Raw genomic sequence first — 10,373 nt, 5'->3', positions numbered from 1 at the left:
TATTGTGATAAAGAGACAGGAACATTCCGGGTCTGGGGGTCTGGGAGATGGGTATAAGAGACACCGCGTGCCCGGCAACAGGCTCGGGGAGCGTCGGGGCGTCCTCCGTGAGGACACCGGACCGCGCCCCGTCCACGTACACGACCGCCAGGTCCCGAAGGCCCCGCACGCTCAGCGGCAGCGGCCGCCGGGGCCCCGGCACGGTCAGCGCGTAGCCGACCAGGCCGCGGTCGATGTCGAGTTCTTCGAAGGTGGGCGGCACGGCGCGCTCCACGACGGGGCCGCCCAGTGACTCCATGACGGCAGAGAGCGGGGACCACTCGCCGAGCTCCGCCGCGACCGGCGCACCCAGCGCCCGCGGCTGGGGAGGCAGATCCGGCAGCGGTCCGTCCGTGTACGGCGCGAGGACCTCACGGAAGGCCCAGAACTTGGCCGTGGGGCGGCCGAACTCGTCGATGGGCGCGTCGTAGTCGTAGGACGTGACGTCGGGTTCGAGGACGCCGTCGTGCAGCGCGCCGCCGCCCCGGTTCGCCCCCGCCCAGCCCGCGAAGTTCGTACCCCCGTGTGCCATGTAGAGGTTCACCGAGGCTCCGCACTCCAGGATTTCGCGCAGGGCGCGAGCCGCGTCCGCCGCGTCTCGTACGACGTGCTCCGCGCCCCAGTGGTCGAACCAGCCGCACCAGAACTCCATGCACATCAGCGGCCCCTTGGGGCGGTGCCTGCGCAGGGTCTCGAAGGCGGCCCGCGCCCCCGAGCCGAAGTTGGCCGTCGCCAGCACACCGGGGACCGAGCCGCCGGTGAGCATGTGGTCCTCGGGGCCGTCGGAGGTGAACAGGGGGACGCTCACGCCCGCCGCGTGGAGCAGGTCGGTGAGGTGGCGCAAGTAGAGGGCGTCCGAGCCGTAGCTGCCGTACTCGTTCTCCACCTGCACCATGATCACGGGGCCGCCCCGGTCGTGCTGGCGGGGCACGACCTCCTCCAGGAGGCGGTCGAACCAGCGGTCCACGTACTCCAGGTACTCCTCGTCGCGGGTACGCGCGCGTGCCCCCACGGCCCCGGTCACCCAGTGCGGAAGGCCGCCGTTCTCCCACTCGGCGCAGATGTACGGGCCCGGCCGGACGATCGCCCACAGGCCGGCCTCCTCGGCGGCGTCCAGGAAGCGGCCGAGGGCCTGGACGTCGTGGTACTCGCCGGGGTGCGGCTCGTGCAGGTTCCACGGGACGTACGTCTCCACGCAGTTGAGCCCCATCGCGCGCAGCATCGCGAGCCGATGCCCCCACTGCGCCTCGTGCACCCGGAAGTAGTGCAGCGCCCCGGAGAGCAGCCGCACGGGCCGCCCGTCCAGCTCGAAATCGTCCTCGCCCACCCTGAACTCGGCCATCACTTCCCTCTCGCTCACTTACTGCTCGCCACGATCACCTCTGGCGGGCGGCAGGGTCCATGGACAAAGATCTAGGCGGGTTGGACGCAGCGGACGCGGCAGACGCGGCGAGTGCGCCAGAGCGTGAACGAAAGGGGCATACGCGCATGTATCACACATGGATGCGGTATTTCACGCCGAGCCCGGCCCACCACAAGCTCGGCCTGGCCTGCCTGGGCGTCGGTCTGCAGCACGGCCTGCTGCCGACCGTGGGCCCGCGCACCCTCGACCATCATGTCGCCGTCGTCGTGAGCGCAGGCGGCGGCTGGTTCCAGGGCGTCGACGGCCGGCGTACGACGGTGACGGCACCGGCGCTGATCTGGCTCACCCCAGGGGTGCGCCACCACTACGGGCCCGACCCGGAGAGCGGCTGGGACGAGTGCTTCGTCGATTTCACGGGCCCCGCGACGGCGACGTACACCGAACTCGGCTACATCGAGCCGACCCGCCCCGTGGTGCCGCTGTCCGACGCCGCCGGAGCGCGCGCCGCCGTCGGGCGCATCGCGCGCGCGGCACGGCGCGGCAATCCGCTCCTGGAGGTCGAGACGGGCGCCGCCGTCCATGAACTGCTCGTCGCCCTGCGCCGGGCCCGCGCCGACATCGCCCCCGACGGCGATCCGGTCCTTCAGGCGCTGGCCCGCGACGCCTTCCAGCCACTTTCCGTCGCCGAGCACGCGGCACGGCACGGCATGACCCCCGCGGAGCTGCGCACCGCCGTCCGCCGCGGGGCCGGCTGCAGCCCCAAGGACTACCTCCTCGGCATCCGCCTCGGCCGCGCCAAGGAGCTGCTCGCCGCCACGGAGCTGCCGGTCGCGGCCGTCGCACGCCGTGTCGGCTACGACGACCCGGCGTACTTCTCACGGCTCTTCACACGCCGTGTGGGCATGGCTCCGGTCCGCTTCCGCGAGCAGCAGGGACGCGCCGTCCCCGGCGGCTGGTCGCAGCAGATACCGGACCCTGACGACCCACCCATTTTGCGCTCTTCCGGCGTCGGCGGCGCAGGAGCGGCAACGTAGGCTCGTGAGCCATGACCACCAGCCACAACACGACCGACGGATACGGATCCGGGGCGACGGACGAGGCCGTGCGCGCCGAGCTGTCCCGTCTGCGCGACAGCATCGACAACATCGACGCGGCCGTCGTCCACATGCTCGCCGAGCGCTTCAAATGCACCCAGCAGGTCGGCCATCTCAAGGCCAACCACCGGCTTCCGCCCGCCGACCCGGCCCGTGAGGCCCGGCAGATCGAGCGCCTGCGCGAACTCGCGGAGAACGCGAAGCTGGATCCGGCGTTCGCCGAGAAGCTGCTGAACTTCATCATCGCTGAAGTCATTAGGCACCATGAACAGATCGCCGAGAAGCCTGTGACCAGCGACGGAAGCCTCCCTGCATGATCCTGATTGATCTCTAAGAGATCATTTGGGAGACATTTGGGAGATCATCATCAGCCCGAGACTCAGCCCGCCTCCGGCCAGATCTCCGTCCACCCCAGGTTGGCCATCGCACGCTCGAACAGCTGCTGAAGCCCGTCGAGCCGATGCTTGCGCATCGCGGGGGTGGGACGCCGATAAGTGCCCTTGATCCCAGGGTACTTATGCCCCATCTGCTCGTAGGCCAACACCGGGTGGACGCCGATCTCCTCCTGCCAAGAGTCGTGCGTCTTACGCAAGTCTCGCGCGGTCAGCCCCGGTTTGATCGGCTTCCACTCCTCTTTCACCGCGCGCCCCCTCGCCTTGGGGCGCGCATCGCGCCCGTCCGCGGCCGGCCGGAGAACGCTGTGCCAGTGGCTACGCCACCACAGTTTCCCTGTAGGGGTGGTGCCCACGTGCTCGTGTGGCCATGACTCCAGGAACTTCAGCCAGAGCTTCTCCAAGAATGGGGGCACGTCGATGTCCCGCACGGATGTCGGGTTCTTTGGCGGCTCCAGCGCGCGATAGCACCGTCGCCTACCGTCCTCGTCGCGCACGTAGTACTCGGCAAGCGCGCCCGTGTCCTTCTCGACGCGGATCACCGCGCACTCGAAGACACCGCCGTCGTACTTCTGCCGGCGGCGCCGCAGCACGTTGGGGCGGCGCAGGCCGGCGTTCTCCTCATAGCGAGGGCCAGACCAAGCGAAGGTGAGGATCTGAAGTCCGACCACTGGGCCGAGTCGCCGGGCCAGGAGCAGGACCTCCTCGGGGGTGGCGATGATGCTGTCGTCTTCGTCCTCGTTCCCGTCGCGCGCCACGATGTCGGGGGGAGAGGTCTGCTCGGCGCCGGATAGACCGGTGAGGCGCCTTCCGTAGAGCGAATTCACCAGGAGGTGCTTCGCGTCCACGGCCCCGGTGAGGATGCGGGAAATGAGCTGCACGCACTCGCGGGTGGTCCGCGGCGCGCAACCTAGAGTGCGGGCCCAGGCCTCGACATCGAACCAGTTGAACGAGATCAGGGGCGTGTGCTCCCACTTCGGCAGGATGTGGGCCTCCAGCCGCTCCCAGCGGTTCATCGTTGTCCGGCCGCGCGGCTTCTGAACGGCCATCCACTCCCGGGCCCACACCCCGAAGTGCTTGCGCATCAAGTCGGGGTCGACCCACCGGCCTTCGCGGATCGCAGCCTCTTGGGAGTCCCCCCAATCCTCGGCGATTCGTTTCGTCGGGAAGCCTGGCTCCGACCCCCACGTGCCGTCGGGCTTCTTGTAGCGGGCCCGCCAGGTGTACTGCTTCGTCTGCCGCCCGTTGCGGACCTTGTAGACCTTCTCTGCGTAGGCCATGAGACCCCCCTCCGCCTGCGCGTGCTCGTCCTCAGCTGGCCTTGAGGTGTGCGATGTATTGCGCGGGTACGCGTTGCCAGTCCGGTGACCGCTCCGACTGGGAGGTTGTGATCGCATCGCCTGCGTGCTGTTTGATCAGGCCTGCGCGGACCTTGTACTTGATGCTGTCGGGCCGATCGTCGATGACGATCGCGATGCCCTCCGGCATGTCCTCGCGCAGCTCCATGCTGATGGGGATGCGGGGCCCGCGCGGCACGTCCGGGGAGCGGAATGTCCACCGGCGGGCCTGGCTGGTGAGCGCGTCAGCAAAAGCGACGGCGCCCTCGGCGGTGATGTCGTCCTCGTGAATGTGGAAGACGCATCCCGACTCGTGATCTTCTATGCGCGGCTCAACGTACTCGCCGCGGTGACGTTCCACCTCGATTGTGAGCAGCATGCTCGATCCCCGATCCGCCGAGTGGTGCCCCCCTCTCGGTGACGGTCTGTGCATGCAACCACACTTAAGGGCGCGATGCATGCATTACGAGCGAACTCACTTACGAATCCGCGTCCGTCTCGTCGGCGTCGGACGCGATGCCTTGCAGGCGCCGGCGCGCGAGCCGATACCGGGCGGCGACCCGCTCGACCTCCTCCGGGCTGGCGCCCTTCTTGCCCTGGAGTACGACGATGATGTGCCCGTCCTCCTCGTCCGGCCCCAAATTGAAGACCTGAGAGCCGAGGGTCTCGCCTGATCGCAGCTCGTACTCGACGGCAGGGGAGAGGCCCAGGGCGGGGGCGGCGGACGGCTCGTCCTTTTCCTCCGTGGCGGATGCCATAACCGGGCTACCGCCTGCGAGGACGCGGTCAACGGAATCGTCGGACCAGCCCAGTAGGCGCGCGTAGCTGCGGACCGTTGTGATCGTGGCGCCCTCGGCGTTCCGCTCGATCTTCTGGAGTGTGCTGCGCCCGATGCCGAGAGCGTCGGCCGCGTCGGGCTGGGTCAGCTTCGGCCGCTTCCGCTCCCGTGCGGCTTTCAGCTCCGCGCTCAGCCGTACGAAGTCTCTGCTCATGGGCCCCCATGATGCCCCATCGGGTTGCATGCGCGTAGCTCAGATCCGGCGCTTTGACCTGGGTTTTATGGCCCGCATTGCATGCCATGGGTTGCATCTCACGCCTCGCACGTCCCGCAGGCCCCTCTGAATGCTCGAAATCTGAGCCTTGAGGGTGCCATAGTGCTTGCATCGGGAGCTAGAGTGCGCTTAGATCCCAAGCGTGAGGCCCAAAGGACAGGCAATCCGAGCAATCAGATCAGCTCAGAATGTGAGCATCCGTGGACTTGAGGCAGCGACCGGACTGAACCGCGGCTACCTCTCACGCCTGGAGCGAGGACGCATCCGCGAGGCGGGTGAACAGCAGGTCCGAAGGGTCGCCCTTGCCCTTGGCGTCACGCACGACGCCATCACACACAAGGAGGAATCGTGACCGCTGCGGCCACGAAGCAGCCCTCTCTCAAGCGCAAGAGTTCGGCAGTCGAGGACGAGGCCGAATTTCGCCGGTGGACGCCGGAGGAAGTCATCGAGCGGCGGCTCCTCCCGTACAAGAGCGCCCGCGTCCTCAAGCAGAAGTGCTACCGGCGCGAGGTCCACCACCACCTCGACGGCGGCCGGATCACGTTCACGGCCGAGGACCTCCGTAAGGAGAACGAGCGGACCGCGGTCACACCACTGGCCGTCTGATCCCTCCCTAAACGCGCCGAAGGGCCGCTCCGACTTCCCGGCCTGAGCGACCCCACGACTCGGCGACCAATCAACCGTGAAAGGAGAGCCGCCGTGGCTCCCATGATCTCAGAAGACGAGCGGCAGGCCCGTATAGATGGCCTCCGCGCTCTGGCCGACTGGCTGGAGTCCACTCAGACCGCACCGGTGGCGTACGGCCCGGACCGGTTCGTCGTGCCGCTGCACACGAATGAGGCCGTAGAGGAGTTCGCCGCCGACCACGAGCTGACGGTGGAGTACGACGACGAGGGCAACGCCCGGTCGACGATTGAGTTCGGCTCGGTGGTGTACCAGGTGTACGGCTACGTCAATTTCGCGGAGCACTGCGAGCGGGGTGCAGAGCGGCAGGCGCGGACCTGGGCGGAGCGGCAGGGCTTGGAGATCATCCGCCCTGCTGCTGACGGTTCGGCGGTGTTGGTGTGAGCGCCCCGCTGGTGGTGAACACCACGGACGGCGTTTGCTGGACGCGGCGTGCGGTGACGCGCGGCGGGCTGCCGTTGTACGCACTCGCGGGCGTGTGTGACTGCCCAGAGCTTGTGATGGCGACGTTGCCGGAGCTGGCGGAGCACGGGATCGAGGGGTCGGCGGATGCGCTGCCGATGCCGGTGGGGCCCGAGCCGCACGCGCCGAGCGCGGCCGAGGATCTGGCCGCGATCGTGCGGGCCTGCCCGGTCGACTGGCTCGACGCCAAGTACGGGGCAGATGCTGAGCCCGGCGACATCGCCGACACGGTGTACGGCGCCGTCCGTGCAGAGGTGCTGCGCGAAGAGATGGCGAACCTCCGACGCGTCGAGTTCGCCGGGGAGAAGAGCAGCCGCGAGGCCATCGCCACTCCCCGGCTCACCGGCCGCCTCGCGCAGCTGCTCGACGCGATCCGCACCCACCGCGGCGAGTGGACGACCAAGCGCGTCCAGGACCTCTACCGCGGCACCCCGCTCGCCCCGCCCAACGCGCCCGCCGGACGCCTGCGCGCGGTCGCGCGCGGTGACCTCCGCGACCTCCACGCCTGGGGGCACCTCGTCGAGCACGACGAGAAGGGCCGCCACTTCTACACCCTCAGCACCCGGAAGGACGGCCGCTCATGACTGGCCACATCACTGGCGAGACGCTGAAGGAAATCGCGCTCGCAGTCGGTCCCGACTGGCAGGCCGGGCGCCACGAGACGCGCGACCCCGAGGCCGACATCACCACCCCGTCCCTCGACGAGATGGCCAAGGCCCCCGGCAGCACGCAGACGCAGTACCGCGTTACCTATGCCCGCGTCGGCCGCCACGGCGGACGCAACGGCAGCAAGCCTCCGGCCCCGCTCACCGTGTGGGCGGTCACAGCCGAGGGGCTCGCCGAGCACATCGCGAAGAACATCCGCCCGTACCTGCTCTCCAGCGGCGCCGAGGTCCTCGTCGACCTGGAGGCCATGAACGGCCAGATCTACGCCGGGTTCCGGCACGCCGGGACGTTCACGCTGGAGGCGCTCCAGGTCGCCGAAGGTGGCGATGCCGGATGACGACGACCGCGCAGGCCGGGGCTCAGGCCCCGGCCGCCGGCCCCGGTGGCATCACCGATCCCGGCGTCTACCAGATGACCAACGAGGAGTACCACGCCGACCGCGGATCGCTTTCCTCCAGCGGGGCCCGCAAGCTCCTCCCGCCGTCGTGCCCCGCGCTCTTCCGGCACGCGCAGGACACGCCGCAGGAGCCGAAGAAGACGTTCGAGCTCGGGAACGCCGCGCACAAGCTGGTGCTCGGCGAAGGGCCGGACCTCGTCCGGGTCGAGGCCGAGAAGTGGACGACGAACGCGGTCAAGGCCGAGGTTGCCGCGATCCGGGATGCGGGCGCCATCCCGCTGAAGCCCGCCGAGTACGAGCAGGTCTCCGCGATGGCCGACGCGTTGCGCCGCCACCCGGTCGCCTCGCTGCTGTTCGACCCGGCCCGCGGGAAGCCCGAGCAGTCGCTGTTCTGGCGTGACAAGCGCACCGGCGTCATGCGCCGCGCACGCCTGGACTGGCTGCCGGACGTCCGTAGCGGTCGGCTGATCATCCCCGACTACAAGACGTGCCGCAGCGCCGAACCGGCCGCGCTGGCACGGGCCGTGGACGAGTTCGGCTATCACCAGCAAGACGACTGGTACCGCTCTGGGGCGCAGGCGCTCGGCCTCGCCGACGAGGACGCCGCGTTCGTCTTCGTCTGCCAGGAGAAGACCGCCCCGTACGTCGTGACGGTCGTCGAGATGGACGCCACTGCCCGCCGGATCGGCGCCGCCCGCAACCGCCGGGCCCTGGAGACCTTCGCCGAGTGCACCGCCACCGGCGTGTGGCCCGGCTACAGCGACGAGATCGCCTACCTCTCCCTGCCCGCGTGGGCCGAGATCCGTGACACCGAGGAGTACCTGTGAACTACCCCGCCGAGCAGCAGCTCGCCCCGGCCCCGGTCCCCTCGTTCGTCGGGCAGGGTACGGCCGTTGAGCAGTCCCGCGCGGTCGCCGAGGTTCAGGCCGCGGTCGTCGTGGCCCGCCAGTTCCCGCGTAACGAGGCGCTTGCCATCCAGAAGATGAAGACCGCGTTCGGTCAGCAGAACCTCGCCGCCCGCTCGTTCTTCCGCTTCAGCCGCGGCTCCTCGACCGTGAACGGGGAGACGATCCAGTTCGCCAAGGAGCTCGCCCGCTGCTGGGGCAACATCCACCACGGCCTGGCCGAGCTGCGCCGTGACGACGTCGCGGGCGAGTCCGAGATGCAGGCGTGGGCGTGGGACCTGGAGACCAACGAGCGTGCCTCGACCACATTTATCGTCCCGCACACCCGCTGGACCAAGTCCTCGGGCAGTACGCGGCTGGAGGATCCGCGGGACGTCTACGAGAGTAACTCGAACAACGGGGCCCGCCGCCTGCGAGAGATGATCTTCACGGTCCTGCCGTCCTGGTACCGCGAGCAGGCCAAGGAGATCGCCACTCACACGCTGAACAACGGCGCAGGGGACAAGCCGCGATCGCAGCGCATCGCCGACGCGATCGCCGCGTTCGAGGGCCTCGGCGTCACGGTCGACCAGATCGAAGCCAAGCTCGGCCGCGGCAGCGACAAGTGGACGAACATCGACCTCGGCCAGCTTCAGATCATCTTCCAGTCCATCGACCGCGGCGAGGTCACCCGCGACGAGGAGTTCCCGCCGCAGCGCGTCACCGTCGCCGAGGTCCACCAGCAGGCGACCGAGACGCCGACCGCGAAGCGCGGGGGATCGACGGAGTGGCCGGCGGCTCGCGAGCCTGGGGCGGGGGCCGTCTGATGTTCGGAGCCAAGACCCGAAGGATCCGCGCCTTGGAGGCCCGCGTCGCCTCGCTCGTCGAGCAGCGGGACGTCACGATCACGCGCCGCGCGCTGAGCGAGGCCGAGGCCGCCGAGCTGCTCCTGCCTGGTGACATCGAGGCGAACGACTTCGCCTTCTGCCCGACGGAGGAATGCACGACCTTCCACGCCATCCACGCCAATGGGTCGCGTACTTGCTGGACGTGTCAGACCCGAACGGCAGGTGACCAGCGGGCCCCGGGATGACCACACGTCGCGCCTCGCCGCCGGGCGAGCTCCTCGACTGGCGCGAGTCCTCGCACTGGGACTACGGCGACCCGCTGCCTTGCCGCTACTGCGGATCACCGACTCACCTCCGCGACTCCAAGGGCAAGCCCGCCGACAAGGTTTGCGCCGAGGCCGCTGTCGCTCAGCAGGCCGCAGAGGCAGCCGAGGCCTACGACGCCGAGCGACTCCACCCCTGACCGAACCATCCGAGAAAGAGCCCGAGTTGAGCACAGAGCAGGCAGGCTCCACGAGCGGCAGCGTCCCGCACGCCTACCGCAATGCGCTGTTCTGGCGCTGGGCCCCCGCCATGCCGAAAGGTTTGCCCAGCTCGTTCGTCACCGTCCTGTATGGCCTCAGTGCCGCCGCCGACCCGGCGGGCCGAGTCCGCTTCCGCGACGGCAAGGCCATCCGCATCAAGGACATCGCCGCCGCCTGCAAGGCCGACGAGAAGGACGTACGCCGGTACATCGAGGCGGCCATCGCTGCGGGGGTGCTCACCGTGCAGGGCGAGCGAAGGCGAGGCCGCGCCTCGCTGTATGTGCTCGTCATGTCTCCGTGGCCGGACTGGGAGGCAGCGGTGCACTCGGTCGACGAGAGCAAGCGGAAGCGGGCCGAGCGCAAGCCCCCTCCGTGGCGAGACGAGAACGGGGGGCGGTCCCCCGAACTTCCCGAGGCCGAGAACGGGGGACCGCCCCCCGAACTTCCCGACCTTGATCGTGAAAAAGAACGGGGGACCGCCCCCCATATGGGTTCGGGGGACCGCCCCCCGTTTGGTTCGGGGGTCCGCCCCCCCCACACCCCACGGGTATCCCTGGAAATACCCCAAGAGGTGGCCGAGGTGGGGGGTGAACCTCAGGGGGGGGGGGGGGGCGGCGCGCCAAACTGTGTG

16 protein-coding genes are annotated in these 10,373 nt (G+C 69.3%); 12 read left to right on the top strand and 4 right to left on the bottom strand.

Features of this window, described 5'->3' with window-relative positions; genetic code table 11:
• Positions 1-1,381 (bottom strand): beta-galactosidase family protein (locus ACFWY6_RS39870; protein WP_384701129.1); only part of this gene is annotated, 1,381 nt, incomplete at its 3' end.
• 146 nt (positions 1,382-1,527) lie between these two features.
• On the opposite strand from ACFWY6_RS39870, the gene ACFWY6_RS39865 reads away from it, so the two are divergent.
• Both ACFWY6_RS39865 and ACFWY6_RS39860 read left to right on the top strand, forming a co-directional pair.
• Positions 1,528-2,436, top strand: a complete 909-nt coding sequence (locus ACFWY6_RS39865) for a helix-turn-helix domain-containing protein (protein WP_384701127.1) — start codon at positions 1,528-1,530, stop codon at positions 2,434-2,436.
• Positions 2,437-2,447: 11 nt separating this feature from the next.
• Positions 2,448-2,813, top strand: coding sequence for a chorismate mutase (locus ACFWY6_RS39860; RefSeq protein ID WP_384701125.1), 366 nt, complete (start codon positions 2,448-2,450; stop codon positions 2,811-2,813).
• A gap of 62 nt (positions 2,814-2,875) precedes the next feature.
• Here the strand turns inward: ACFWY6_RS39860 and ACFWY6_RS39855 are convergent, their stop codons facing one another.
• From ACFWY6_RS39855 to ACFWY6_RS39845, 3 genes are all read right to left on the bottom strand, one after another.
• Positions 2,876-4,168 carry a hypothetical protein gene (locus ACFWY6_RS39855; protein WP_384701123.1) on the bottom strand — a complete coding sequence of 431 codons (1,293 nt, stop codon included), beginning with the start codon at positions 4,166-4,168 and terminating at the stop codon, positions 2,876-2,878.
• Between the two features lie 31 nt (positions 4,169-4,199).
• Positions 4,200-4,604 carry a hypothetical protein gene (locus tag ACFWY6_RS39850; RefSeq protein ID WP_384701120.1) on the bottom strand — a complete coding sequence of 135 codons (405 nt, stop codon included), beginning with the start codon at positions 4,602-4,604 and terminating at the stop codon, positions 4,200-4,202.
• Positions 4,605-4,704: 100 nt separating this feature from the next.
• Entirely contained in the window at positions 4,705-5,217 is a 513-nt protein-coding gene (locus tag ACFWY6_RS39845; protein WP_384701117.1) for a helix-turn-helix domain-containing protein, read from the bottom strand.
• 202 nt (positions 5,218-5,419) lie between these two features.
• Between ACFWY6_RS39845 and ACFWY6_RS39840 the strand changes: the two genes are divergently transcribed.
• From ACFWY6_RS39840 to ACFWY6_RS39795, 10 genes are all read left to right on the top strand, one after another.
• A complete protein-coding gene (locus ACFWY6_RS39840) occupies positions 5,420-5,629 on the top strand; it encodes a helix-turn-helix domain-containing protein (protein WP_384701114.1) in 210 nt (69 codons plus the stop codon).
• Positions 5,626-5,883: a hypothetical protein gene (locus tag ACFWY6_RS39835; RefSeq protein WP_384701111.1), complete on the top strand. Its 258-nt coding sequence runs from the start codon at positions 5,626-5,628 to the stop codon at positions 5,881-5,883. Before ACFWY6_RS39840 ends, ACFWY6_RS39835 begins: the two co-directional genes overlap by 4 nt.
• A gap of 93 nt (positions 5,884-5,976) precedes the next feature.
• The gene (locus ACFWY6_RS39830; protein WP_384701108.1) at positions 5,977-6,345 is read left to right on the top strand and encodes a hypothetical protein; all 369 of its coding nucleotides are present in this window, start codon (positions 5,977-5,979) and stop codon (positions 6,343-6,345) included.
• The gene (locus tag ACFWY6_RS39825) at positions 6,342-7,007 is read left to right on the top strand and encodes a hypothetical protein (RefSeq protein WP_384701105.1); all 666 of its coding nucleotides are present in this window, start codon (positions 6,342-6,344) and stop codon (positions 7,005-7,007) included. The genes ACFWY6_RS39830 and ACFWY6_RS39825 overlap by 4 nt, the downstream gene beginning before the upstream one ends.
• Positions 7,004-7,426: a hypothetical protein gene (locus tag ACFWY6_RS39820; protein WP_384701102.1), complete on the top strand. Its 423-nt coding sequence runs from the start codon at positions 7,004-7,006 to the stop codon at positions 7,424-7,426. The genes ACFWY6_RS39825 and ACFWY6_RS39820 overlap by 4 nt, the downstream gene beginning before the upstream one ends.
• Complete coding sequence (locus tag ACFWY6_RS39815; protein WP_384701099.1) at positions 7,423-8,313, top strand: PD-(D/E)XK nuclease-like domain-containing protein; 891 nt, start codon at positions 7,423-7,425, stop codon at positions 8,311-8,313. Before ACFWY6_RS39820 ends, ACFWY6_RS39815 begins: the two co-directional genes overlap by 4 nt.
• On the top strand, positions 8,310-9,197 hold the full coding sequence (locus ACFWY6_RS39810) for a hypothetical protein (RefSeq protein ID WP_384701096.1): 888 nt from the start codon (positions 8,310-8,312) through the stop codon (positions 9,195-9,197). The genes ACFWY6_RS39815 and ACFWY6_RS39810 overlap by 4 nt, the downstream gene beginning before the upstream one ends.
• Positions 9,197-9,463: a hypothetical protein gene (locus tag ACFWY6_RS39805; protein WP_384701093.1), complete on the top strand. Its 267-nt coding sequence runs from the start codon at positions 9,197-9,199 to the stop codon at positions 9,461-9,463. The genes ACFWY6_RS39810 and ACFWY6_RS39805 overlap by 1 nt, the downstream gene beginning before the upstream one ends.
• Positions 9,460-9,681 carry a hypothetical protein gene (locus ACFWY6_RS39800; protein WP_384701090.1) on the top strand — a complete coding sequence of 74 codons (222 nt, stop codon included), beginning with the start codon at positions 9,460-9,462 and terminating at the stop codon, positions 9,679-9,681. The genes ACFWY6_RS39805 and ACFWY6_RS39800 overlap by 4 nt, the downstream gene beginning before the upstream one ends.
• A gap of 26 nt (positions 9,682-9,707) precedes the next feature.
• Positions 9,708-10,373, top strand: a 666-nt coding sequence (locus ACFWY6_RS39795) for a hypothetical protein (protein ID WP_384701087.1), incomplete at its 3' end; no start/stop codon positions are given.

This window comes from Streptomyces sp. NPDC059037 (genome assembly GCF_042740015.1).
In the GTDB taxonomy this organism is placed as follows: domain Bacteria; phylum Actinomycetota; class Actinomycetes; order Streptomycetales; family Streptomycetaceae; genus Streptomyces.
Note: the sequence above shows the minus strand (reverse complement) of the source record. Positions and strands in the feature narration are given on the sequence as shown.

What these genes read in the sequence shown, in the direction of transcription:
- ACFWY6_RS39865 (WP_384701127.1), top strand. Translation starts at nt 1,528, where the DNA reads ATGTATCACACATGGATGCGGTATTTCACGCCGAGCCCGGCCCACCAC.
- ACFWY6_RS39860 (WP_384701125.1), top strand. Translation starts at nt 2,448, where the DNA reads ATGACCACCAGCCACAACACGACCGACGGATACGGATCCGGGGCGACG.
- ACFWY6_RS39855 (WP_384701123.1), bottom strand. Translation starts at nt 4,168, where the DNA reads ATGGCCTACGCAGAGAAGGTCTACAAGGTCCGCAACGGGCGGCAGACG.
- ACFWY6_RS39850 (WP_384701120.1), bottom strand. Translation starts at nt 4,604, where the DNA reads ATGCTGCTCACAATCGAGGTGGAACGTCACCGCGGCGAGTACGTTGAG.
- ACFWY6_RS39845 (WP_384701117.1), bottom strand. Translation starts at nt 5,217, where the DNA reads ATGAGCAGAGACTTCGTACGGCTGAGCGCGGAGCTGAAAGCCGCACGG.
- ACFWY6_RS39820 (WP_384701102.1), top strand. Translation starts at nt 7,004, where the DNA reads ATGACTGGCCACATCACTGGCGAGACGCTGAAGGAAATCGCGCTCGCA.
- ACFWY6_RS39815 (WP_384701099.1), top strand. Translation starts at nt 7,423, where the DNA reads ATGACGACGACCGCGCAGGCCGGGGCTCAGGCCCCGGCCGCCGGCCCC.
- ACFWY6_RS39805 (WP_384701093.1), top strand. Translation starts at nt 9,197, where the DNA reads ATGTTCGGAGCCAAGACCCGAAGGATCCGCGCCTTGGAGGCCCGCGTC.
- ACFWY6_RS39800 (WP_384701090.1), top strand. Translation starts at nt 9,460, where the DNA reads ATGACCACACGTCGCGCCTCGCCGCCGGGCGAGCTCCTCGACTGGCGC.